We start from the raw sequence: 23,729 nt of genomic DNA, 5'->3' as shown, positions 1-23,729 counted from the left end.
TTCTTTTGCGGAACAATTTGCTGAACAACACCGCAATCCGCCAATGTAAAGCTTATAATATTTGGTGTTAAAACTTTCTGCAAGGGGGGATGCGATGAAAATAGATTTCTACAAATACCATGCTTTGGGTAACGATTACTGAGGCAACAATGACAAATTAATTAATATAGAGCCAAAGATAAAGTGTGTGTTTAATAGTATTAAGTTAAAAGTGTTGTGAACAGCTGAGCAGTTTTTCGCTTTATGCAAAATATGTCGAACAAAATTTGTGGGATTATCAATTGTAGTGGTGTAACATAAAGCAATAAGTCGATATTAACTGAAATGCTGCAGTAAGAAACATCGAAGGAGCTCTGTTTTCCTTCTTAAAGAGACATATGTAGATTTGATGCAGGATTTAACTCGTTTTATTGGGCATGTAGAGATGAGGCGCGGTGCTTTTTCGAAGAACTATCAAATGACTATTTTGGACAAACTAGTTATTATATATCAAAAAAAACGGAGGTCTAACGCGAACGTCATGAAAGAAGCCAAAAAAGCGGAAATCCAAATGAATCTGACCGAATTTGAAATGCCTCCCATGCAAGACGTTGTCATTGTGGGTCGTAATGCACCTATAGGACCTGAGGCATTAAAAAGGATGGTTGATGTCCTTAGCCCAGATCAATATAAGATCATTAAAGTTGATCACCCAGTCATAGAAGCCATAGTAGTACGTAATGCTCTGATGAACATGATCCCCGAAGATAAATTATGTGAGTTCATTTTAGAGGAAGGAGGGAAGATTGTTGATGAAACTACGATTATCAAAGCTCATGTCAATATAACTGTACACATCAGCAAATCTATTGATTTATGATTAATATTAGGCGAGTTGAACATATTTATTCTAAAGAATTCTACGCAGTGGATGTATTGGATGGAGTTTCAAAGATAAGGACATTATTATTGGAAATAGAATATGGTTGTTGTCCGGTAATGGATGAAGGTAATCTGGTTGGAGTAATAACCTACAAGGAGCTCCTGAGAACACATCCCAATCGAATCATTGCAGATGCTATGCGAGGGAAACCGGTCACAGTTCCTGCAGAAATGCCGCTTTGGCAAGCCAAAGAACTCTTTGACGAGACCGGTTTAGATGTCTTCTTAGTAGAAGAAAAAGGTATATTATCCGGTATTCTACCTCGAAACCTGCTCGAGATTCAACTAGGATCTCATATTGATTCATTGACTGGTCTTTATAAGAGTGATTACATATATTATCATGGCGTTCGACTACTTGAAAATAAGCAAGAAATTAGTATTCTTTTTTTTGACATAAACAATTTCGGTTTAATCGATAAAACTTTCGGACATACAGTAGGGGACAATATTTTAATCGAAGTGAGCAAACTGTTAAGAGAAAATGCTCCTTCGGAGGCCTTTTTGTGCCGTTTTGGAGGGGATGAATTTGCTATTTTATTACCAGCACACATGGACACAGGTGCAGCTTTAGCTTACTATTTAGCGGATATTATAGGTCGGCACAGCTTTACTTGTGGAATAGAGATAAGTATTTCAGCAGGAGTAGTTGGGGGACGGCGGCATGAAGAACGTGCTGATGATCCATGGCACACAATGGAGCAACTGATAAATATTGCGAGTCTAAGGTCAACAGAAGCTAAAAAGACTAACGCAACACTTTCCATGGCAGAAATTCAGCTTGGAGATGAAATCGCCTAAAAAGAAAATTCAAGGACATATTATGACTACTCCCAATAAATTGATGGAGCCAGTACCATCCGAAAGCCTGTAATATTCCCTATGGGTAATCACTGATCACAACCTTCTTAAAATTACAATAAGCTCTCCTTCACATGGGGAGCTTATTGCTATAATTAGATATTAGAAAGTTTTTAATAATGGACTTGCTGAAAGTGTCAACAAGATGGCTGTATAACAAACCTTCTGTATGAAGCACTCTTTAGGGTGCTTTTTTTATATATTTAAAGGCATATTTTATTCTTTATGCTATAAGATATTGACATGTCTAAAGAGACACAATATATTTATATTGACCGAACAGTCGGACATTATCGGAACGGAGGTTAATATGGCCAGGCTGAAAGACAAAGAGGAAATAATATTAAATGCAGCGTTTCAAGTGTTTAGTGAGAATGGTTTTACAAATGCCAGCATGAAGGATATCGCAGCGAAGGCAGGACTTGGAAAAGGTACTCTGTATGAATACTTTCAGAACAAGGAAGATTTGTTTATACAGGTAGTCAAGACGAAAACAGGTCATTTCTTTAATGAAATTAACAGAAGGATTAGGGATAAAACTACGCTGCGGGATATATTAAACGAAATTATTAAGTTTACTCAGGAAACGATGGAAGAGACTGAGTTCTTCTTCAAGTTCATGGTGTTTGGTGAATTTTTCGAAATGAGCTGCGAAGTAAAGCAAACGTTGTACGAAATGATTTTGAGTAATAGAGAGGAATCTGTAAATGTATTACGGAAACACTTTGAAAAAGGGTCTGCAGAGGGAATTCTCAGGGAATTTGATTGGGAGTTTGCGGCAAATTTCATACCCGAAATGATTGGAGCTTATTGTAAATTCAAGGTGCATATTCTGGGTGATTGCTGGTCGCAGGATCAGAAAGACCTTGATAGGAAAAAAATGATTGATTTTATACTAAACGGAATAGGTGCTAAAACAAAGTAAGGATTGGATTTTGTTCAGTCTAATGAGGGGTGAAGGTATGAGTAAAAAAAGAATGATCTCAATCGTAATTATAGTCGTTATTTTTATAGGTGGAGTTGCCATTTTTAATGGAAATGAATTTCAATCAACTTTTTTAGCCAAGGACAAACAAAGTGAGGCACCAGTTGCAAGTAACAAGGTCGCAGTACAAGTAATCAGTCCGCAAAAGGCAGCTCAAGGCGAAGGGTTACACTATAAAGCAACACTGGAAGCTGATCAGGAAGGAATTGTTAGTTCGAAGAACAGCGGAAAGGTAATCAGTGTTTTATTTAATGATGGAAAGCAAGTCACACAGGGTGAGTCACTTGTAATTTTAGATGATCAAGATATCAAGAATCAGATAAAGTCCGCTGAAAGTCAGTTAGAGGTTTCAAAGGCGTCTTTGCAAAAGTCGGAGGCGAGCCTAGAAAATACTCAACGCTCATACGATCGGACAAAAATACTGGCGCAGCAAGGTGTTGTTGCTCAGGCTGAACTGGATAACGCAGAAACGTCTCTTAAAATGATTAAGGCAGACATTGCTTCTAGTCAAGCTAATATTCAAGCGGCGCAGACCAATATTGACAATCTGAAAACTGGATTAGCCGATATGATCATCCGAGCTCCAATCACCGGAGTTATGGACGGAAAAAATGTCAGTCTTGGACAGTTTCTTGCTCCAGGAAGCGTGCTGGGTAAGGTTAAAGATATTTCAGTGATAGATGCTGCTATTGAGGTAGACCAAGCTCTAATTCAAACTATAAAAATAGGACAAAAGGCTAGGGTAAAGCTAAATGAAGATGATACTAATAATTATGAAGGTATCGTAAAAAGCATCAACCCCTCTGCCGATCCATCCTCAAGGGCCTTCAAGGTGAAGATTCAATTGAATAATGAGAAGTTGTCGTTAAGACCGGGGGTATTTGCTAAGGTAATGCTGACAGATGATGTAAAAGTCCAGAAGTTTGTTATCCCTGTAGCGCTCATAACTGGGAAGGAAGGCGACTATTCCGTATACATAAATGATAATGGAATTGTAAAAAAACTTGCAGTAACTGTTGGAAACTTAGTAAATAATCAGGCAGAGATCAAATCAGGACTTCAAGGAAATGAATCAATTATATCTACAAACCTGAACATGCTTCAAGAGGGTGATGAGATCACGGTGGTTTCAGAATAGGGGGACAAAGGATGTTTATAACAAATATCAGTACAAAACGGCCTGTATTTATAACCGTTATCATCATAGCATTCATTGTTGTAGGAATGCTTTGCTATAAAGGATTAAACATTAATGACATGCCACAAGCAGACTTTCCCTATGTAACTGTTGCCATTGAACAGCATGGGGTTGCGCCCGACCAGATGGAAACCAATGTGGCCAAGAAAGTTGAAGAAGCTATCGGGCAAATTTCCGGTGTAAAGCATATTTATACAAATATCAGTGAAGGCGTATGCAACGTAATCGTTGAATTTGACCTAGCAAAATCGCCGGATGTTGCAGCCCAAGAAGTGCGGGATAAAGTCAGTTCGATAAGGAAAAGCCTCCCTAATGATATCGATGAGCCGATTATTGCAAAATATGATTTCTCAGCAACGCCAATATTATCACTCGCAGTAAGCGGTACCATGGATAATCGCGCCATCTCCAAGATCGTGGATGATGTCCTCATAAAGAGTCTTTATACCGTAAGCGGTGTTGGCTCGGTTAAGGTATACGGTAAAGAGGAAAGGGAGATAAAGATCAAGCTGGATCTAGAGAAACTAGCAGCATATGGTTTAACTCCAGCCGAGATGGTGACCAGTGTTCAGAATGGTAACATGGAAAGACCAGGCGGGAAGGTTACGGACGGGCAAAGTGAAATATCTCTTCGGACCGATAACAAAGTTAAAAGTCTAGAGGATTTTTACAATATTACAGTAGGGGTACGTTCAGGCCGTGAAATTAAGGTTCGTGATGTAGCAACGGTATCAGACGGAATTAAAGATAAGGACAGTATTTCTTATTATGATGGTAAAGAGGCCATAGGGGTCGATATTGTTAAACAGTCTGGTTCTAATACAGTGCTTGTCTCGGATAACGTAAAAAAACAATTGGAGATTATCAAAGGCGTTCTGCCCCAAGGAATAACGATAGATGTCGTCGCGGATAATTCTGTGTCTATACGTGATTCGGTCAACGAAGTAGTAAAAACGATCCTTGAAGGGTGTATCCTGGCGGTCATTATAGTATTCCTCTTTTTACGGGAATGGGAAACTACCTTGATCAGTGGAATTTCCTTACCAACATCTATTGTAACAACCTTCATTGCCATGAAGGTCATGAATTTTTCTCTTAACACCATGTCACTGATGGCCCTGTCACTATCGGTCGGGTTATTGATTGACGATGCCATCGTGGTAATCGAGAACATTGTCCGGCACTTACATATGGGGAAGTCACCCATGCAGGCAGCCCGGGAGGCTACATCAGAGATTGGATTAGCGGTTATGGCAACTACCTTTGCAGTGGTTGCGGTATTTGTGCCTATCGCCATGGTTACGGGGATTATCGGAAAATACTTTATTGAATTTGGACTCACCGTAGCATTTAGCATGCTGGTTTCACTGTTTATATCTTTCACATTAGTGCCTATGATGGCTTCCAGATTGTTAAAGTCTGAGAGAAAGATGAAAAGAACCTTCGTTGGTCATTTTCTAGACTGGTTTAATGACAAATTTGATTTACTGGGAACCAAATATTCTAAATTATTAAAGGTGGTTCTTGGTCACCGTTTTATAACCCTAATCGTTACTATTGTAATTTTTGCTGCCAGTATGCGCTTGATTCCTTTGCTGGGCTTCAGTTTTATCCCCTCCACTGATGCAGGGGGTATAAATATAAGCGTGGGTACGGACTCTGGTTTGACACTGCAGGCAGGAGGGGAAAAAGCCAAAGAACTTGAAAAAAGGATTAAAGAATATCCTGAAGTCACTCATGTTTATACTACGGTTAGCCCTGAAAAAATATCACTCTATGTAAAATTAACTGAGAAACAAGAGAGAGAAAAGTCGTCTAAACAGATTGCTTCAGAAATCAGGGAGGACTTAAAAGAAATCTCCGGAATTGAACTGGCTGTAAAAGCAAGTTCGTTAGGACCCAACGAAGGTAAAGATGTCTCCTTTGTTATCCTGGGGAATGACACGGAGGCGATGCAGGCTTTTGCGCTGAAAGCGAAAAAGATACTGAGTCAGGATACTCATGCCAAAGATGTAGCGCTAGATCTCAAAACTGGCAAAACGGAAACAAAATTAGAGGTTGACAGAGATAAGGTTTCTGATCTAGGAGTTAATACATCACTTGCAGCTGCGACTATACAGGCGCTTTTTGACGGAATAGATGCCGGTAAATTTGAGTGGGCAGGTGATAGGTATAATGTGAGGGTATCATTGAAAGACGATCAGCGTAAGAGCTTAGATAATCTGGATGGTATTTATGTAATTGGCTCAGATGACCGACAGATACCGCTTGCCAATGTTACTAAGAAAGTCCTTTCCACTTCGTTTTCCACAATCCATAGATATGATAGATTGACGCAGATTGAGCTTTCAGCAAATGTTGAAGGAATAGCCACTGGAGACTTTCTAAACATGTATACGAGCAAACTGACGAATGAGTTGGATATTCCACCGGGGGTTATTATAAAAGTTGGAGGAATGAATGAGACTATGCAGGAAGGCTTCGGTAGCCTTGTAACTGCGCTTTTGATGGGTATAATGTTCATGTTCTTGGTAATGGCTATGCAGTTTGAAAGTTTTTTGGATCCCATTGCCATTATGTTCTCTCTGCCAATGGCGCTTATTGGTGCTATTCTTGGACTGTATATCGCGGGCAGTGAACTCAGCATATTGTCCCTCATTGGTATCATTCTTCTGATGGGACTGGTAGCAAAGAATGGTATTCTGCTAATTGACTTTACAAAGCAGAAAAGGAATGAAGGACTTAGTGTCAAAGAGTCTTTGATTGAAGCAGGTGCCGTCCGGTTAAGACCTATTCTCATGACGACTCTGGCCATGATCTTCGGTATGATTCCCGTTGCCACTGGAACAGGATCCGGGGCAGAGATGCGTGCGCCAATGGGGCATGCAGTCATTGGTGGGTTGATTACTTCCACGATATTAACACTCTTTATTGTTCCTGTAGTCTATTCTCTGCTGGATGATCTGAGGAAAAAGTTCAGCAGGAATACTAAAAAAACTGTATCCCCAATTCAGCAAACGAAAAAAGAAATTTATCGTTGAATGACTATAATATGAAACAAACGAGGAGCCTGAAAGAGGTTCCTCGTTTGTGACAGTCGCAGAGCTTAATGTTTCAATTAGATGTTATAAATCAAAACTTTAAAAGGAAAATCCCGGCAACAATTAGAAATGCTGCAATAACTTTGTAAAAAGTGATTTGTTCACCTAAAAATACTATGCCTACAAACAAAGCTACAAGCGGAAATGCCGCAACAATCGGAGATACTCGTCCTACTTCGCCGAATTTAAGTGCGTAATAATAAGCCAGTTGACCTATCAGAGCAGCGCAAATACCTTCAAGTGCAATATATGTAGTGTTTTTTGCCGTTACTCCGACGACATTTCCCCATTGTCCTGCTACAGTAACCGTTATCAAAAGGATTGTACTAATAATTAGGCTGCGGATAGTGAGAGCGGCTAACGGAGGCGTACCACCTAGCCCCAATTTCCCAAAGATCGGAGCTATGCCCCAAAACACCATTGCAACACCAGCCATTAGGTAAGCATTGGACATTATATATCAGCTCCCTGTTTCGTGTACAGTCAAATATTATATTACTGTATGGCTGGTGTAAAGACGGATCTCAAGGAGCGTCTAAAACTATATTTTTACTCAAGAAGAAAGAAGCCGCGAAGCAAGCGGCTTCTCACGTTTGTTTTCCTAAAAAATAACGATTTAATAATGGTAGGTTATTTTTTAGCTACTTGATGGGTCCCTATATGTGAAATTGAATAGGATTGAAAAGTAAGCTGATTAACCAAGTCTTTTATGCTAAACGCCTTTTCCGCATTAGGCAAACCCAGGCTCTAGGCGGGAGTGGGCGGTTAGATCCAAAATGGCTTGAAACGAGCGAAAGGATTTCGAAGTAAGGTTCCACAGAGATAACAATATCTTTGGCAGTACGTTGCGGTGGACCTGGTCTATCCCGTTGTTCATCAGCGTTGCCAATAATACTCAGCCACAGGCCATCTATTTCTAAATGTGCAGCTACATTTTCGGCAAAGATCTTCCGTTCCTCATCAGAAGTTAATGAATGAAAACAGCCTCTATCAAACGCAAAGCCAAATGGCGCTCCTTCAATTTTGTTTGTATGGAACTCAATCTTAATAAAGGTACATTTGACATTAGCTTTAGAAGATTCTTCTAAAGCCTTCTGCGTTGCAATATCAGAAGTATCAATACCTATTACATCAAAGTTTTTTTGAGAAAGCCATATGGAGTTATCACCAGTTCCACATCCAATATCCAATACTTTACAGGGTCTTATCGCCATGGTGGTTACAGTCTGAATAAGGTTGAAATCAGGTTTGCCAATATCCCAAGGAGTATCACCTGCTTTATATCTTTTCTTGTAATCTTCCTCTATCAGCATCTAGTTTTTACCTCCTACATACATATAAGTGCTCTTTAGCTGTGCACCACTTTCGGCGCATTCCTGGAACAAACTGTTAGGTTGTTCTTCTATCCATTATTATATATTATTTCAAGTTTATAACAACGTCTTATTGCAGATTTGCCATTGGCTACTCGGTTAAAAGCTAAATAATCTGAAAGTTACAGTTGAGAATGATATGAACCTGATCCATATGGCTTCTATAAAAAGCTTAGTAATATGCTTTAAGTATGGGAAAGTTAAATAAACGAGGATCTAAAAATACGACGGTAATGAAGAAATTAATATTGGAACCATAAAACTATTGCTGATCAGACCAATAAAGCGATGGAAGGTTTTGTTATCGAAATACATAGCCGTTTAATTGTTTGCTTTCGTTGCGCTGATCCTTCTTTTCGTTGCGACATTTGCGCGAGGGTAAAACGGAATATATTAATAGTGAAGGGAAGTCATTCAGAATTAGTCTTCAAACGTGCTTGAACTGTCATCATGACCCTGCCTCGAATACGTCTGATCAATTCTGTGTTTCATGCCATGATTATGCTGCGGTAAAGCCGAACTGTTGGAGTTGCCATTTGCAGCCGGTCCATCCATCCTGATTCTTTTGTGTTTAGTGGTTGAGATATCCGTGAGACAGGGTTCAATGCATCAAGTTACATAAATAGAAAACCATAAAAGTGGTTAAGGCCATTCGCAAATATGAGTAGGTCTTTAACTGGGTCAAATAACGCCGTCAAAGACCTTTGTTTTTCACTTAGTTTATTAATTCTTTACGGTTAGCTGTTTGGGGAATTTTCTCTAACCATCCGTTTTCAATCATTAATTCTGCTCCGTCCTTTGCTAAAGCAAGAACCTCCAACGATAAACTAGCGAAGGTAGCGGCCAAATCTTTTCGGGCAGTATATGAAGCCGAAAGTCCGTATTCAGAAATAATAGTCGCTATAACAGAGGTGACGTGACACATTATTAATTTATCACTATGTGGAGATTCAGTAGAGTCGGCCACTATATTGGATGTTAATATTGGTTGAGGCAAATCTTCATCGTCTAAATAAGTAGCTAGTTTCTTTAGTTGCTTATCAGCAGTTTGTTTTTCTTGGGATATAAAACGCTTAACCTTCTCAGACTTTACAACTTGACTATAACCTAGGCTCAAGGTTTTCAATAACTGTTTAGTCTCCATTATTGTGACAATATGACTGATTTCCAGTGCATTAAGAGGTCTTTGATTTCCAAGACCCAAAATATTGCCAAGATAGTCTGTGTTATGCACAAAGTCTACCCTGTCAGGAGTCACAATACTAGGCGATTTTTCCAATAACCCTTTAGCTGACAATACCTCCATCGCTTTTTGATGTACCTCCAGCGAAGTGATTAGAGCTCCAGAAAAATAGCGACGAACGTCAGAACGAGAAGACGCACTTAATGATTTACTATAATTAATTAAGGCAAACTTATTCATAAGTTTAGCATATTGAAGTGTAAAACTCTCTGAGAATAACTGTTTGGCATTGGTATCCACATCCCTTTCACCATAAGCTTCAGGTATGGGATGATGAATCGAATTAAAGATATCTTCCATAGTGTTTACGCGTTGGCTTGAGACATCAAGTGCGCGTTGTAAAACAGCGTGAATATCGGGGTCTTTTGATTTAGCAACATAATACTTGAGAAAACACACACCCATACATTCAGCTAAGTAACTAATCCAAAGGTGACCGACTTCAGACGCTGAAGGCAAAATATCTGACAAGTTGTGTTGGACGGCACCAAAAAGGACTTCCTCGGTGTTACATTGATTTTGTTGTTGTATGTCGCTCATAATCAAACCCCCATTAGTTAATACATCTCTATTATTTCCCTTTTAATTTCTGATATTCTACATGACTTCCCACAATACAATACAATCATTTTATTGTGGTAATCTCGAACGTACCTGAACAAGAATGTGACACGTCGTTCCCCCAGACTATAAAATTTATCAGAAAATAGTGGCACTCTAAAAAGGAGATGATCATAAACGTTGACTGTTGGAACACAGATGTAACGAGCAATAGCCAAGGTATTTATAACCTAGGCTATTATAAGTTTAATTCTAGCGGGGAAAATCATATAGCGGATTGTAAGGCTGAGGAATTCCAATTCTTCGTCTAAACGTCGTCCGACAGCTAAAAAGTATCCAGAGGAAATATTCAATATACCGAGTGGGCAGCACTTTAGCCTCTACCACAATCAAACCATTGATATCACGGATATTCTCAATCATGAGATGTAGCTGTGGGGGGCTGTATAAGAGAAGAATGGTCGGAACTCCGCTCGCTCATATCATGGGATTTATCTGGTGAAGGTTGAATTACAGGAGAATGACTCTGGTTCTCGGAATCGTTCGTATCGCCATGGTTCTCTGTAGGCTTTGAGTCCTTATCTGACGGTTGGATGTGTTCAGAAGCCTTTTGATCAGTTGGCTTATGCTGCGTATCATTGGAGTTACTCATCCCGTTTTGGGCTATGACCTCCAAACCTTCTTCAGGGAAAAGGCTGGAGATACTTACATTCGCATCTAACAGAGCCTTTTGCACATCAATGCGCAGTGTTTCAGGTTGGACAATTATACCATTCTCTTTACATCGATCATAAATTTGATAACTGTTCACTGTCATTCCCAGTTGTCTGGCTTCTTGTTGAATTGCCTGGCTCGTTTGACCCACAAACACGCTTCCAGACTGGTTCCTGAGAATCAGGTCATCACGGATTGCGTTTCGAAGTTTTTCAGTATCAATCAATTGGTTTCCCCACTTATTCAACGGCACCACGCTGGCTAAAACCAAGTTCTTTGTTTCGTTTAGCATTTCTTTGTTATGAGCTTTTTCTACGATCAAATTAACGGCTTGATAGACATCCAACCCTTTGATTGACAATCCTTCAATGATACTTGATCCACCGTTAACATCGCGCACATTAATAACCTTGCCATCTTTGTTGATCATTAACTCTACACCTTGATTGATATCAAGAGCGACCGAGGCAACTGCCATATTAGGGATGAAGAGATAGAAGGCAGTAATGCTTAATACAAGTAATAAAGCCGCTGCTACAGTCGAGTATTTTCGCCAGGAATTATGAAACCATGGAATCCCTAACGGCTTTAGCGCTACTTCAATTGTTTGGCCTACGAGAGGCGGCTCCTTGGGAGTAGAAATTTCTATATAGTCACCTTTTGCTGTAAGGATGATTGTAACCTTTGCTGAGGTTCTCATAACGAGGCCTTTAGTTTTTTCCATTTTTCTACTCCTACTCTTCCGGTTCGGTTGGAATCTGCATGAAATTTTTCAGGGGATGAAATTCTGGTTCGTATAGGACGAGAGCAAGGGCGATAAGATACTTCCGCCCCTTTTCTAGGACTTTGCGTTTTACTCCAGTCAATAACTCTAGTTCTTTAATGGGGAGAAGTCGATGTATTTTTAGATGGGTCATTAGGTTAGGCTCACTGCTTAAAGCTAAGACTACCCTGAGGAGTGTTTCTTTGCTGTCTCTGTGTTTCGGAGAAACCTTGACCAAATCATCTAACGTAACGTTATAGTCACTTAGCACGTGAACATAGTTTTCAACGACTTCTGCAAAGACTGCAGTATTCTCAATTTCTTGATACTGAAATTGGGACGTATTACTATCGTAGCGACTCAGTTCTTCATCCTCTGGGTTCATTGGCGAAAGAGAAAGATGTTGATGTTTTCCTTCTTTGCGAAAATAGTCCACTAATCTTCGGTGAATCACCATATGAACGAAACTGTAAAATGAAGCGCCCCCATCAGGGTCAAAGGTGTCGATCGCATCATTAAAGGCTATAAGTGCAATGCTGAGCTCGTCGTCATTATCCCAGGTTAAATACCTGTTACAGATTTTGGAGCTTACCCGTGATATAAATGCTTTATGAGATCTTATAAGTTCCTCTCGAATGAGCATATCTCCGCTTTGGGCTGCTATTAAGGTATCTATTAAAATCTTTTCTTTCATTTAATCACTCCGCTTACTAGTTATTCGTAAAACTGAAGCAGTTTTCATGGGGTAGAAAAAACCATTCTACCTCTATATATAAGTATTTAATGCTACAGTATTGTAACATTAATGTTGCTATTGTGTTAGATAACGTAAAAAAACAGTAATATTTTTGTCCTACCCCTCAAAATTGACTTTTCTTTAACGAATAACTAAATGACAACAGGGGAGGCCACGCAGAAAAGTGATTGGTTAAAACAAGTTTACAGTTAAGCAATATATTGCTTAAAGATTATGAAACAATGGTCTAAAAAGGGAAGGATGATTTTATTATGGAAAAGAACTTTAAAAACACATTGAAGGTAAGTGCCTTATCACTTTGTTTAATAGTAGGTACTGTCGGAATAGTCAGTGCTGCCACTACTAATTCCACGGACTCTCCCGCTGATACCCATGCTGCTCAGTCGGTTACAACCCCAGCCACTCGAGCCATTCCTGCGACACCTGCTGTTCACAATGCGGATGGTTCAGTTACACACTCGAGTGCTACTCCTGCGACACCAGCTGTTCACAATGCAGATGCCACAGATACACATATGAGTGTAACGCCAGCAGTTCCAGCAACGCCTGCTGTTCCCAATACTGATTCCTCAGAAACACACATGGGTGCTACACCAGCTATTCCAGCTACGCCCGCTGTACACATTGTGACAGAACATAGTAATAATGACAATAGTGGACATATGTCCCATAGCCAGTCCGGTCACCATGAATAAGTAAAGCAATATAGATAAAAATAGGGCAGGCAGCTTAGAATGAGCGCCTGTCCTATTTTTATGTGTTTTTACAAGAAAAACGTTATCATAAGCCAGAACCCAATCCGCAGGGCGGCAAGACTAGCATCAGACGATGTCAACATGTCCAACCTCAGCAAGTTGATCTGGAGTCAGAAGTTGTCCGAGGTCACCCAAGTGGACAATGCGCACTCCATCCATTGTGAGAATAGAGAGGAAATAGACTTGTATTAAAGGTTTTGGGGCATTTTGCCCATATTTTTTATTTGTGACAGGCAAATCCATTTTGGACTTTATCAGCCAGAGCCAAAATTGCTTGGTGATTAATTTCAGCAAATTCATGTTGTTCAAGTACACTTATAATGCCACTTATAACAAAGGAAACAGTGCATCGGGATATTCCGTTACTTCGGTCTTTATCATCCACTCTTGCTAATACTTTCTCAAGTATTAGCTGTTTCATTTTGCATAAACTGGCTGAAAGACTTGGAGATTTAAGATAGGGCATATAAAGTTCTCTATTCTTTTCAAATATATCCATAATATTTTCCAGAATTGCCGAAAAATTATTTATTATATCAGCAAAGTTATACGGTGCAAACACTGCACTTAATTCATCTACGATGGTATCTCGTAAGCGGTCAGCACAATCATAAATATCTTTATAATGCAAATAGAAAGTGCTTTTATTAATATCGGCTGTTTCACATAAGCTTTTTACAGTGATATTCTCCATGCTTTTTTCTGATAATAATTTGGCAAAAGCGGCTTGGATAGCTTGTTCTGTTTTTCTTACACGTCGATCTTTCATCTTAATTCTCCTCTTATAATAGACCTAGTTGATAGATTGGTTGAATAACAGACTTTAGTCTCGACATTGATGGTTGATGGAAAAAGAACTTATCAATATAATAAACGTGTGTCTAGGAATAGATTGTAGTCTATTAAAAGATTCGTGTCAAGAATGGTAAGGCTATAACAAGGAGGGGCGAGGTTGAAAGAAGTATTTTCAGAAGTTCAAATTGCTGGAGTTAGACTAAAAAATAAAATCATTCGCGCTGCAACCCATGAGGCCCTGGCAGATGATTTGGGAAATCCTACTGAAGCGTTAATAAAGAAATATGAGGCGCTAGCAAAGGGGGACGTTGGAGCAATAATTACAGGCTATGCTGCAATTATGCAAAATGGAAAATCACCACTAGCTAATATGTTAATGATTGATAATGATGAAAAAATCCCATATTATAAGCAACTTGTAGATCGAACTCATCAGTACAATACTCCAATATTTTTGCAGATTACTCATTGTGGTAGACAAACGTTCTCAAAGACAACAGGTCTGCCTACTGTTGCTCCGTCTCCTATCAAAGATAAATTATACAATGAAGACATTCCGCATGAATTGAATGACGCGGAAATCTATGAGATTATCGATAATTTCGTAAGTGCAATAGAAAGAGCAAAAAAAGCAGGATTTGATGGTGTTCAGTTACAGCTTTCACATGGGTATTTGTTATCATCATTTTTATCTCCTCATATGAACAAACGAAAGGATAAATGGGGTGGAACTACTAAAAATCGTTTCCGAATTGTTAAGGAGATTATGGAACGGGCTAGGGAGAAGGTCGGTTACTATCCAATTATTGCAAAAATAAACGGTTATGAAAAATCAAAAGACGGTATAACACTAGAGGAAGCTGTATTAATTGCCAAGTACCTTGAAAAATCAAGATGTGATGGGATTGAGGTATCCTGTGGCATTGCTGAAGAAGGATTTATGGCTTTAAGAGGTGATTTTCCTTTTGAAATGATAGCGAAGCATAATCATTTAATGAAAAGAATTCCCAAGATCCTTTATCCTGTGGTTAAACCTGTATTAAAACATTCCTTTGCAAGCCCAGAACCTAGATACTTGTATAATGTTAATAGTGCAAAGAAAATCAAAGAAAATGTAAAAATACCTGTTATAGTTGTAGGCGGTATTAGAAAGCTCGAAGATATTGAAGAGATTATTAATAACGAAAAAAGTGATTTTGTTTCAATGTCAAGACCATTTATCACTGAACCAAACATTGTAAAGAAGTTTATGGAAGGAAAACAGCAGCAATCAAAGTGCATAAATTGTAATTATTGCCAAATTGGGGTGGAAAGAAATCCATTGAAGTGTTATTACGGAAAAATTTAAGAGTTTAATTACAATAAATTTAAAATGGAGTGAATAAATATGAGTAAAAAAATTATAAACAAAATGAATGTTTCACCATTACCAGAGCCAACTGTGCTAGTAACAGTAAAAGCAGAAGATAAAAGTCCCAATATTATTACAATAGCATGGACTGGTGTCTTTAGTCATAGCCCTTCTATAGTATACATTGCGGTACATCCAGCAAGATATTCTCATTCAATGTTAAAAGAGTCGATGGAGTATGTCATAAATATACCTTCTGAAAATTTAGCAAAGATAACCGATTATTGCGGAATTGTATCGGGAAAGAATGTAGATAAATTCAAAGAAACTGGTCTAACGCCAATACCCGCAAGTATTGTTAAAGCTCCTTTAATAAAGGAATGTTTAGTTAATATAGAATGTAAAGTAAAGGATATTTTAAATTTTGGAAGCCACGATATATTTGTTGGAGAAGTTGTTGCAACTCATTATGATGAAGAAGTGCTTAAAGAAAATGGGGTTCCTGACGTAGATAAAATAAGACCTTATGGATATACTTTTGGAGAATATCGTTCTATGGGAGACAAATTAGGATTAGCAGGTTATAGTAAAAAATGAGACAAGGCAGGCTGAGTGTATTGTTCTGATGACTAATAGTGGTCAAAAGGATAAATAAAGCTCTGAAACCACAACATCTTGTGGCTTCAGAGCAGAGAATGAGCAGTAATCGGGCTGAAGAAGTGCAGTTTTGAGTACTTCTTGAAATTTAAGAGATTATTGACAATTCAGACGCAAATCTGTTAATGACAGTTCGGAAGCGCAATGAGATATGGAGCGCCTCAGATTCGCATTGTTACTATAATAGCACAAGCAAACGACCCGAATGAACGGGTTGGATGCTTGTGCTTATTTATAGAGGAGAAACGGCCTGGAGTACTTCGCATTCTTTCATTTTAATAGGTAAGGGATAGGGCTTCTCAATCAGATACAGCAAGGTTCTCTAAGATAGTTTGAACAGGAGGAGAATTAGTCAGTTTGCATTATTGACCACTCATGGCTATTAGATGGTTCATTAGATGGTATAGGGACTTGACTAGTTTTTTCAGCAGTTGTTGGTTTGGTCGGTGGTAGATAGTTGTTTGCTGGCGGTGCATCCCATAGAGAATCATCTCCGAGTAATGCTGCGGCATAAGTTGTTACCAGCCCGAAAATACCACTGCTAAATATATAGGTGAGGTTACTTTTAGCATCTTTCGGTTTAACCTTATTAGAACCAAAACCACTAAGCATCGCAGTGATTGTAGAACCAAATGTCATTCCGAAAAGAGAACCTTTAGCGAATAGATTGTTTTTGCCAGTTTTCGAAAGAATATAAACTTGAGCGACAGCTCCGACCATACCCAGACCTAAATCCATTATTGCACCTAAAATTTGTCCATACGGTGTACTTGCTTGTCTTTTTGTATTAACCCACACTCCCGCTGCGGTTACCCTAAATGAGCGTTTTGAAGCTTTTTGTCGTAGGAAGAGTTCATCTGAGGCTGTTTTTACGATTGTTCCGATAAGCCCTGAGACTATCCCGAGGGTTATTCTGTCCTTAATTTTATTCAAAGCAAGCACACTTCCTTTTAGTTTATTTTCTATTAATAACCTCCCCCCGAAAAAGTAATATAAACTGGAAATGTCTCTCATTAAATAATCTAATAAGCTAGAGTGAAAGAGGTTTGTGTTGCAGCCTAAAGACTCATTGTTCAAAACGACCAGATGACTTTCAGTATCTGGTCAGCTTTGCTATACTCAATATATATTAATATTTCCAGAAATTCTTGGTTGACTTTTATTTGCAGGATTATCCATAGCATGGTTACTCCAAATGCTGACTATGACATTAATTAAACAACATGGCAAGCGGTTTGAATTAACAGCAGACTGCAATTTATGCTCATCAATTCAAAGTCATGAGCATAAAAAATCCCCCGGTGATCGGGGGAAGGATCCTTGAAAATATTATAGTTTGCAGAGGAGTGTCAACGCAGGTTGGCAGATCCATTCAAAAGACATCAAAGTCGTTTATGCTATGACTCGGGCCAGGTCGAAACGATCTGCGTTCATCACTTTGTTCCAGGCAGATACGAAGTCATGTAAGAACTTATCCTGAGAGTCGTCACAGGCATATACTTCCGCGATGGCCCGGAGTTGAGAGTTTGAACCGAAGATGAGATCAACACGGGTGCCGCTCCATTTGAGTTCGCCTGTCGCGCGATCACGACCCTCGAACACGTTTTTATCTTCAGATGTCGCCTTCCAGGTTGTGCTCATGTCGAGCAGGTTCACAAAGAAGTCATTGGTAAGTGTCTCTGGTTTCTTGGTGAAGACACCGTGCTGAGATTGTCCGTAATTGGCATTCATAACGCGCATGCCACCAACCAGAACTGTCATTTCCGGAGCGGTTAAGGTCAGCAGTTGGGCACGATCAAGCAAAAGTTCTTCCGCTGATACGGAAAATTTGGTTTTTAAGTAGTTGCGGAATCCATCTGCTGCCGGTTCGAGCACCGAGAATGACGAAACGTCGGTCTGCTCCTGATTGGCATCTGTGCGTCCCGGCCTAAAAGGAACGGACACATTGTGACCGGCATTCTTCGCTGCTTGCTCTATACCCGCACATCCACCAAGGACGATCAAGTCAGCGAGAGAAACCCTCTTTTGGCCTGTCTGTGCACTGTTGAACGACCTTTGGATTTTTTCAAGGACCGAAAGCACTGTATCCAGCTGACTTGGCTGGTTGACTTCCCAATCCTTCTGTGGTGCAAGACGGATGCGCGCCCCGTTTGCTCCGCCGCGTTTATCGGAGCCGCGGAAGCTAGAGGCCGATGCCCAGGCTGTCGAGACAAGCTGGGGGACGGACAGGCCGGAAACCATGATTTTACCCTTGAGATCAGTGATATCCTGTTCGTCAATCAATACATAATCCACTGCCGGCACCGGGTCCTGCCAGATCAGTTCCTCCCCAGGAACCTCAGGACCGAGATAGCGTGAACGTGGCCCCATATCGCGGTGGGTCAGCTTGAACCATCCACGGGCGAATGCGTCCGCAAATTCCTCGGGGTTTTGCTGGTAGCGCCGCGCGATTGGTTCGTAGATCGGGTCGTAGCGAAGGGAGAGGTCCGCCGTGGTCATCATCGGCCGGTTTTTCTTCGACGGATCGTGGGCATCAACCACCATGTCTTCTTCGGCCACGTCCTTGGCCAGCCATTGATGTGCGCCAGCCGGGCTCTTGACCAGCTCCCACTCGTATTTGAACAGCACCTTTAGATAGCCCATGTCCCATTTAGTCGGGTTCGGCTTCCAGGCCCCTTCAATGCCGCTGCCAATCGTATCTCCGCCTTTGCCGCTGCCGAAGCTGCTCTTCCAGCCGAGGCCCTGTTCTTCGATGCCGGCGGCTTCAGGTTCTGGACCGACATGCGCCGGATCGCCAGCACCGTGACACTTGCCGAAGGTATGTCCGCCGGCGACGAGGGCGACGGTCTCTTCATCGTTCATGGCCATACGAGCGAAGGTCTCCCGAACGTCATGGCCGGAGGCGACGGGATCCGGGTTACCGTTCGGCCCTTCCGGGTTCACGTAGATCAGCCCCATCTGTACGGCGGCAAGGGGATTCTCGAGATCCCGGTCGCCGGAGTAGCGCTTGTCGCCAAGCCACTCGGCCTCAGAGCCCCAATAAATGTCCTCTTGCGGCTCCCACACATCCTTGCGTCCGCCGGCGAAGCCAAAGGTTTTAAGTCCCATTGACTCGATAGCGCAATTGCCGGCGAGGATCATCAGGTCGGCCCAGGAAATTTTCCTGCCGTATTTCTGCTTGATCGGCCAGAGTAGGCGGCGCGCCTTGTCAAGGTTCACGTTGTCGGGCCAGCTGTTGAGGGGCGCTAAGCGTTGGGTGCCGGATCCCGCGCCCCCGCGGCCGTCGTTTGTGCGGTACGTGCCTGCGCTGTGCCATGCCATCCGGATGAAGAGCGGCCCGTAGTGACCGTAGTCCGCAGGCCACCAATCCTGCGAGTTGGTCATCAATGTATGTAGGTCTTTCTTCAGGGCTTCAAAATCAAGCTTCTTGAACTCTTCTGCATAGTTGAACTCTGGAGCCATGGGATTACTCAAGTTTGAGTTCTGATGAAGAATCTTGAGGTTCAACTGGTTCGGCCACCAGTCCTTGTTAGAAGTACCACCGCCTGAAGTGGCATTTTTCGTTCTGCCTGTTACTGGGCATTTGCCTTTTTCATCCATAAAGTTCCCTCCTCGTATAATAATGTCATTGAATAAGTGTTGCATATCTGGATTATCAAGGGAAGGATGGAGATTATAGACGAAAGGAGAAAATACTTCCCGACCTTGACAACGATGCCAGAAACATGATGATGTAGCTTGCACTGTTTAAAATAAAATGATTTGCTTTATTAATAAATCGTTTTAAATTATAATTATTATAATTTAAATTATATAATATGATGACACGAATGACAATGAAAAAATCATGAAGATTCAAAACAAGTTACACAGATAATGATAGTAACGACTAGTATGGATATGGCGCTGAAGACACTGTTTATATAATGAGAGCCCGTTGGGATATTTGGGGGTAGGGGAAGGTATAGCCAATTTTAATGAGAATTAGTCAATGGGAGATAATTCACTGAATAACTGAAACAACAAGAGGCAGTGGAATTCATCATAAAGGCTAAATTGCTGCGGAAGAGGGGGAAGAACTAAACATTATACTGAATCTACATAATATCCATATTGCCATTTGTTCCAATGGAGTGGGTTAGGTTTATTTTTATGCTTGCGTTCTTATTTCATCAGAAAGATAGTTTTTCAAAAAAGTTAATAATTCGTGTGCGGCGTGAGGAAGGTAACGGCCTTTTTTCCATACTAATGCCAACTGCAAGCATAATTGCGAATCGGAGAACGGACGAGAAACAATAACTTCTGGATTAAGATCCTTACATATCTTGCTTGGTAAAAGAGCTAAACCGAGATTGGCAGCCACCATTTGGGTCATCAACTCGCGTTGAGAAGTTTCGAAAGCAATTTCCGGGTTAACCCCAGCTCGTCTGCATCCTTCGATAATAATATCATGGAGTTTATAATCACTATTGTATAAAATTATTTGTTCTCCATAGAAATCTTCGTAATCAACGTTACAACACTGAGCTAACCGATGTGTCGGGTGCATAATCACACTGAGCGGATCTTGCTCGAACCAAATCCATTCGAAATGATCACTGTCCTCAGGCGTGAATATACCGATATCTAGTAGGCCATCTTGAAGAGATGCTTCAATCTTCTTGGGCCCAAACTCATATAATTGGATATGAATTTTAGGGTACTCACTTTTAAAGGCGCCCAGCAAATGAGAGAAGGTTGTTACTGCAGTGATGGGAGGTAATCCAATATGTATTTTCCCCGTTTGCATTTTAGTAAGACCTTCTAATTGAGCATTTATATTTCTAAAAGATGATACTATTTGTTGTGCCTGTTCAAGAATAGCCTCTCCTGCGTCCGTTAATTTAACATATTTTGTACTGCGATAAAATAGAGTTATTCCTAGTTCTATCTCTAAATCTTTAATCGCCTTGCTAATAGAAGGCTGAGAGGTATGAGTGACCTCAGCTGCTTTACTGAAGCTTTTATAGCGTGAAACTTCCATAAAATATTCTAAATGTCTAATTTCCATATTTTCGCAACCTTTCATACAATGGCGAATTTAATAAGAAACCATCTTCTAAAGTGTTGGTTTCAAGGCGGATGATAGACCTATTGGTATCCAATAGAGTCTTTATTTATTGTTCAAATACACTATATTCTTTATAGGTATTTTACTTAACAACAAGAGGTATTTACAATGAACCTAACAAGCGCTTGGTTTCATAATAATTTATTATTCATTTACTGGCATCCAATCCTCAGTATAAGTGTTCTTAAGTGTTACTGCGATTAGCATTAATATGCTGATGGTTTAAATATCAACGTTTAATTACGGTTGAGAAAGGACAAATCAGATGCCGGAAAAACAATTTACTAAGTATCTTGTACCTCACTGGTTTGCTGTAATTATTGGGACTGGAGGTCTGGTTAATATCCTTTGTCAATGGCAGCCAAGCGCTATATCGGTACATCTTTTAGGAACCTTCTTAGCAGGCTCGGCTGATATCTTATATTTCACAGTACTTATGCTTTGGCTGATTCGCTGGGTAATCTATTACAAGTGCGTAAGAATTGACCTGCGCCAGTCGGTAACTATCAACTTCTTTATGGTTATGACTGTCGCTACTATAATTTTAGGAACAAATATTTACACTATTTGGGATTCTTATCTCAGTCTTTGCGTAGTTTACATATTAACCTTTTCCATCTGGGTTATCGTGATTTTAGGAGTTGCTTTTTTAACGTTTTATACCACTTTGCAAATGATGGGCACGAAAGTATCCTCGTTACCTGAGACTATGAATTTATCTTGGTTTATGGTTCCGATTACTAATCTGACTATCTTACTTATTGGGAATCCTGTCTTGAAAATAACGATGAACCTCCACCCGAGTTGGGCATTGACAATATTAATCATTAATCTTGTCTTGCTGGGTATCGGTATTACTTTTTTTCACTTCATCATTGGAATTATTTTTATTCGGGTAGCGCAAAGATCTTTATCCCCGGTCTCAATGACTTCTTTCTTCGGAATCTTGTTAGGTGTAGTAGGTCTGGTGATATGTACATTGATTGATATTGCAGAAAATGCCCAGATCATGGGTTTATTTAGTAGTACAGATTTCTTTTATCTGCTTGCCGTTCTATTTTGGGGCGTTGGTCTTTGGATTGTGGGCGTTATCCTAATTATTCTGATTCATGAATTGTGGGAAAGGAGAATTTCCTTCAGTCTTGGGTGGTGGGCTTTAATCTTTTCTCTTCATGTGTACACTATTGCCAGCCAAAAGATTGCTGCGAATTTCTTGTCTCCTTTAATTATGAATTATACCATTTTTCTTATGGTCATGTTAACCGCTCTTTGGCTCTATACTTTCGGCTATACTGTGTACGCGGTAGTCTCTGGTGAATATTAACAGGCAGACCTTCTTAAGCCAAATCCAGGTATTAATAGAAAAACTGCTTTTAAGTCTTGCGGCTTAAAGCAGTTTTTCTATTAAATCTGAACGACGTAACTAAGTGCTTGTTTTGCAAATTTCCAGGATCATACTATTATTTGATATTAGATTGAACCCCAACCTTAGTGGGCTGAGACTGACAAGTAGCTTTGTTTTATACTTTATCCCAGGCAAGGTTTAATACTCTTTTTGCATTTGCGACGATCAAGTCAGGATCATCGTCGCCGAAAGGTTTGACTTCGAGGCTGACGATAGGACGATTTTCTTTGTTTAGAAAACCTATCGATAAGAGTACTCTGAGATAAGCAACAAGTTGTTCAACATCATTTTCGCTGCCGGGAAAGCCAAACCTCGGATGAGTGTCGCCGTAGGCAGAACAAGCCTTATCCTTGACGACCGTATTGCCCATGTGGGCATGGATTATATACTCCTGGACAGGAATAAGAGATTCTTCTGCAGTTTCCCGAAGCTGCGGCAGATGGCTTAAATCCACCATTAAGCCGAAATTATCATATTCCTGACAGATTTCTTCAGCATATCTTTTGGCTAGTTCGACTGGCCCGATAAGCGAACATTTGTCGATATCATAGTCAAAAACCTCTAGTGCCACTTTCATTGTTCCTTTTGATTTTGCATAAGCACATAATTCCTTGGTCGATTTGACTAGCACCTGATAAGTGTCTTCTTTTAGCTCTTCAAGATATTGGCCACTCAGAAAGGCAAAATCTAAAGCTCCCAGCTCATAAGCTTCATCGATTCCTTCTTTCAGGTTAGATAGTGCCTGCAGGCGTTCTTGTTCATTGAGGCTATTGATATTCTGCTTAGTGATTAGCAGTCTGGGCATACCAGCATAGGTAAGTTCCATGTGCGATGTTTCAATAATCTTTTTGGCCTTGTTTCTTACTTCTTTGTCCTTTATCCAGGTTACTTCGACCACTTCAAAGTATTCGTCTAGGGCAACTTTCTTTAATGTCTCTAGGATCGGTCCTTCCCCATTTATAGTGTTGGGGTATGCCATAAAATGGACCAGGCCAACTTTCATATACTTTCGAATCGATTCATCCATCAAAACATCCTCCAAAAAATATTCCAATACTTTATCAATAGTGGATTCAGGTTTGCCATTACAATAGAATCCACTATTTTTATATCATTCCATCCTAATGACAGAGGTGTCATACTGACGATTTCGTTACACCCGCCTTTATTTATAATTTT

At 40.2% G+C, this 23,729-nt stretch carries 20 protein-coding genes and 1 pseudogene; 10 read left to right on the top strand and 11 right to left on the bottom strand.

The window, feature by feature from the left end; all coding sequences use genetic code 11:
• Positions 1-388 precede the first annotated feature (388 nt).
• From E4K67_RS15780 to E4K67_RS15760, 5 genes are all read left to right on the top strand, one after another.
• Positions 389-859: a hypothetical protein gene (locus E4K67_RS15780; RefSeq protein WP_338031884.1), complete on the top strand. Its 471-nt coding sequence runs from the start codon at positions 389-391 to the stop codon at positions 857-859.
• Complete coding sequence (locus E4K67_RS15775; protein ID WP_135548342.1) at positions 856-1,722, top strand: GGDEF domain-containing protein; 867 nt, start codon at positions 856-858, stop codon at positions 1,720-1,722. Before E4K67_RS15780 ends, E4K67_RS15775 begins: the two co-directional genes overlap by 4 nt.
• Before the next feature lie 370 nt (positions 1,723-2,092).
• Entirely contained in the window at positions 2,093-2,707 is a 615-nt protein-coding gene (locus E4K67_RS15770) for a TetR/AcrR family transcriptional regulator (RefSeq protein ID WP_135548616.1), read from the top strand.
• Between the two features lie 37 nt (positions 2,708-2,744).
• Positions 2,745-3,905, top strand: a complete 1,161-nt coding sequence (locus E4K67_RS15765) for an efflux RND transporter periplasmic adaptor subunit (RefSeq protein WP_135548341.1) — start codon at positions 2,745-2,747, stop codon at positions 3,903-3,905.
• Between the two features lie 11 nt (positions 3,906-3,916).
• Positions 3,917-7,006 (top strand): efflux RND transporter permease subunit, encoded by a 3,090-nt coding sequence (locus E4K67_RS15760; protein ID WP_135548339.1) that lies wholly within the window; start codon positions 3,917-3,919, stop codon positions 7,004-7,006.
• Positions 7,007-7,097: 91 nt separating this feature from the next.
• Here E4K67_RS15760 and E4K67_RS15755 read toward each other — a convergent pair whose 3' ends face one another.
• Both E4K67_RS15755 and E4K67_RS15750 read right to left on the bottom strand, forming a co-directional pair.
• On the bottom strand, positions 7,098-7,520 hold the full coding sequence (locus E4K67_RS15755) for an EamA family transporter (protein WP_135548337.1): 423 nt from the start codon (positions 7,518-7,520) through the stop codon (positions 7,098-7,100).
• 253 nt (positions 7,521-7,773) lie between these two features.
• Positions 7,774-8,379 (bottom strand): class I SAM-dependent methyltransferase, encoded by a 606-nt coding sequence (locus E4K67_RS15750; RefSeq protein ID WP_420841545.1) that lies wholly within the window; start codon positions 8,377-8,379, stop codon positions 7,774-7,776.
• Positions 8,380-8,807: 428 nt separating this feature from the next.
• Between E4K67_RS15750 and E4K67_RS31565 the strand changes: the two are divergent.
• Positions 8,808-8,999 (top strand): annotated as a pseudogene (locus E4K67_RS31565) (sulfate reduction electron transfer complex DsrMKJOP subunit DsrJ); the annotation flags it as partial.
• Between the two features lie 155 nt (positions 9,000-9,154).
• On the opposite strand, the gene E4K67_RS15740 reads toward E4K67_RS31565, so the two are convergent.
• From E4K67_RS15740 to sigI, 3 genes are all read right to left on the bottom strand, one after another.
• Positions 9,155-10,222: a DUF3231 family protein gene (locus E4K67_RS15740; RefSeq protein ID WP_135548335.1), complete on the bottom strand. Its 1,068-nt coding sequence runs from the start codon at positions 10,220-10,222 to the stop codon at positions 9,155-9,157.
• Positions 10,223-10,658: 436 nt separating this feature from the next.
• Positions 10,659-11,681, bottom strand: a complete 1,023-nt coding sequence (locus E4K67_RS15735) for an anti-sigma factor domain-containing protein (protein WP_135548333.1) — start codon at positions 11,679-11,681, stop codon at positions 10,659-10,661.
• Positions 11,682-11,691: 10 nt separating this feature from the next.
• Positions 11,692-12,414 carry an RNA polymerase sigma-I factor gene (gene sigI / locus E4K67_RS15730; RefSeq protein ID WP_135548331.1) on the bottom strand — a complete coding sequence of 241 codons (723 nt, stop codon included), beginning with the start codon at positions 12,412-12,414 and terminating at the stop codon, positions 11,692-11,694.
• Between the two features lie 314 nt (positions 12,415-12,728).
• Here sigI and E4K67_RS15725 point away from each other — a divergent pair, with 314 nt between their 5' ends.
• Positions 12,729-13,172: a hypothetical protein gene (locus E4K67_RS15725; protein ID WP_135548329.1), complete on the top strand. Its 444-nt coding sequence runs from the start codon at positions 12,729-12,731 to the stop codon at positions 13,170-13,172.
• A 126-nt stretch (positions 13,173-13,298) separates the two neighbouring features.
• Here the strand turns inward: E4K67_RS15725 and E4K67_RS31560 are convergent, their stop codons facing one another.
• Complete coding sequence (locus E4K67_RS31560) at positions 13,299-13,391, bottom strand: MBL fold metallo-hydrolase (RefSeq protein WP_420841553.1); 93 nt, start codon at positions 13,389-13,391, stop codon at positions 13,299-13,301.
• A gap of 61 nt (positions 13,392-13,452) precedes the next feature.
• Positions 13,453-14,001, bottom strand: coding sequence for a TetR/AcrR family transcriptional regulator (locus tag E4K67_RS15715; RefSeq protein ID WP_135548326.1), 549 nt, complete (start codon positions 13,999-14,001; stop codon positions 13,453-13,455).
• 183 nt (positions 14,002-14,184) lie between these two features.
• On the opposite strand from E4K67_RS15715, the gene E4K67_RS15710 reads away from it, so the two are divergent.
• A complete protein-coding gene (locus E4K67_RS15710) occupies positions 14,185-15,375 on the top strand; it encodes an NADH:flavin oxidoreductase (protein ID WP_135548324.1) in 1,191 nt (396 codons plus the stop codon).
• Positions 15,376-15,414: 39 nt separating this feature from the next.
• Entirely contained in the window at positions 15,415-15,975 is a 561-nt protein-coding gene (locus tag E4K67_RS15705; RefSeq protein WP_135548322.1) for a flavin reductase family protein, read from the top strand.
• A 408-nt stretch (positions 15,976-16,383) separates the two neighbouring features.
• On the opposite strand, the gene E4K67_RS15700 is transcribed toward E4K67_RS15705, so the two are convergent.
• From E4K67_RS15700 to E4K67_RS15690, 3 genes are all read right to left on the bottom strand, one after another.
• The gene (locus E4K67_RS15700) at positions 16,384-16,968 is read right to left on the bottom strand and encodes a hypothetical protein (protein WP_206752208.1); all 585 of its coding nucleotides are present in this window, start codon (positions 16,966-16,968) and stop codon (positions 16,384-16,386) included.
• A 459-nt stretch (positions 16,969-17,427) separates the two neighbouring features.
• Positions 17,428-19,635 (bottom strand): catalase/peroxidase HPI, encoded by a 2,208-nt coding sequence (gene katG, locus E4K67_RS15695; protein ID WP_135548320.1) that lies wholly within the window; start codon positions 19,633-19,635, stop codon positions 17,428-17,430.
• 550 nt (positions 19,636-20,185) lie between these two features.
• Entirely contained in the window at positions 20,186-21,085 is a 900-nt protein-coding gene (locus tag E4K67_RS15690; RefSeq protein ID WP_135548612.1) for a LysR family transcriptional regulator, read from the bottom strand.
• 325 nt (positions 21,086-21,410) lie between these two features.
• On the opposite strand from E4K67_RS15690, the gene E4K67_RS15685 reads away from it, so the two are divergent.
• Entirely contained in the window at positions 21,411-22,469 is a 1,059-nt protein-coding gene (locus tag E4K67_RS15685; RefSeq protein WP_135548318.1) for an SLAC1 family transporter, read from the top strand.
• A gap of 196 nt (positions 22,470-22,665) precedes the next feature.
• Here E4K67_RS15685 and E4K67_RS15680 read toward each other — a convergent pair whose 3' ends face one another.
• Complete coding sequence (locus E4K67_RS15680) at positions 22,666-23,577, bottom strand: TIM barrel protein (RefSeq protein WP_135548316.1); 912 nt, start codon at positions 23,575-23,577, stop codon at positions 22,666-22,668.
• Positions 23,578-23,729 lie beyond the last annotated feature (152 nt).

It is taken from the genome of Desulfosporosinus fructosivorans, from assembly GCF_004766045.1.
Taxonomy (GTDB): Bacteria; Bacillota; Desulfitobacteriia; order Desulfitobacteriales; family Desulfitobacteriaceae; genus Desulfosporosinus; species Desulfosporosinus fructosivorans.
The sequence above is the reverse complement of the archived record's forward strand: the minus strand, read 5'-3'. Positions and strand labels throughout refer to the sequence as shown.

Excerpts from the sequence above, each read along its gene's own strand:
- E4K67_RS15715 (WP_135548326.1), bottom strand. The coding sequence starts at position 14,001 with ATGAAAGATCGACGTGTAAGAAAAACAGAACAAGCTATCCAAGCCGCT.
- sigI (WP_135548331.1), bottom strand. The coding sequence starts at position 12,414 with ATGAAAGAAAAGATTTTAATAGATACCTTAATAGCAGCCCAAAGCGGA.
- E4K67_RS31560 (WP_420841553.1), bottom strand. The coding sequence starts at position 13,391 with ATGGATGGAGTGCGCATTGTCCACTTGGGTGACCTCGGACAACTTCTG.
- E4K67_RS15680 (WP_135548316.1), bottom strand. The coding sequence starts at position 23,577 with ATGGATGAATCGATTCGAAAGTATATGAAAGTTGGCCTGGTCCATTTT.
- E4K67_RS15690 (WP_135548612.1), bottom strand. The coding sequence starts at position 21,085 with ATGGAAATTAGACATTTAGAATATTTTATGGAAGTTTCACGCTATAAA.
- E4K67_RS15765 (WP_135548341.1), top strand. The coding sequence starts at position 2,745 with ATGAGTAAAAAAAGAATGATCTCAATCGTAATTATAGTCGTTATTTTT.
- E4K67_RS15775 (WP_135548342.1), top strand. The coding sequence starts at position 856 with ATGATTAATATTAGGCGAGTTGAACATATTTATTCTAAAGAATTCTAC.
- katG (WP_135548320.1), bottom strand. The coding sequence starts at position 19,635 with ATGGATGAAAAAGGCAAATGCCCAGTAACAGGCAGAACGAAAAATGCC.
- E4K67_RS15780 (WP_338031884.1), top strand. The coding sequence starts at position 389 with ATGCAGGATTTAACTCGTTTTATTGGGCATGTAGAGATGAGGCGCGGT.
- E4K67_RS15705 (WP_135548322.1), top strand. The coding sequence starts at position 15,415 with ATGAGTAAAAAAATTATAAACAAAATGAATGTTTCACCATTACCAGAG.
- E4K67_RS15685 (WP_135548318.1), top strand. The coding sequence starts at position 21,411 with ATGCCGGAAAAACAATTTACTAAGTATCTTGTACCTCACTGGTTTGCT.
- E4K67_RS15735 (WP_135548333.1), bottom strand. The coding sequence starts at position 11,681 with ATGGAAAAAACTAAAGGCCTCGTTATGAGAACCTCAGCAAAGGTTACA.
- E4K67_RS15760 (WP_135548339.1), top strand. The coding sequence starts at position 3,917 with ATGTTTATAACAAATATCAGTACAAAACGGCCTGTATTTATAACCGTT.
- E4K67_RS15740 (WP_135548335.1), bottom strand. The coding sequence starts at position 10,222 with ATGAGCGACATACAACAACAAAATCAATGTAACACCGAGGAAGTCCTT.
- E4K67_RS15770 (WP_135548616.1), top strand. The coding sequence starts at position 2,093 with ATGGCCAGGCTGAAAGACAAAGAGGAAATAATATTAAATGCAGCGTTT.
- E4K67_RS15750 (WP_420841545.1), bottom strand. The coding sequence starts at position 8,379 with ATGCTGATAGAGGAAGATTACAAGAAAAGATATAAAGCAGGTGATACT.
- E4K67_RS15725 (WP_135548329.1), top strand. The coding sequence starts at position 12,729 with ATGGAAAAGAACTTTAAAAACACATTGAAGGTAAGTGCCTTATCACTT.
- E4K67_RS15755 (WP_135548337.1), bottom strand. The coding sequence starts at position 7,520 with ATGTCCAATGCTTACCTAATGGCTGGTGTTGCAATGGTGTTTTGGGGC.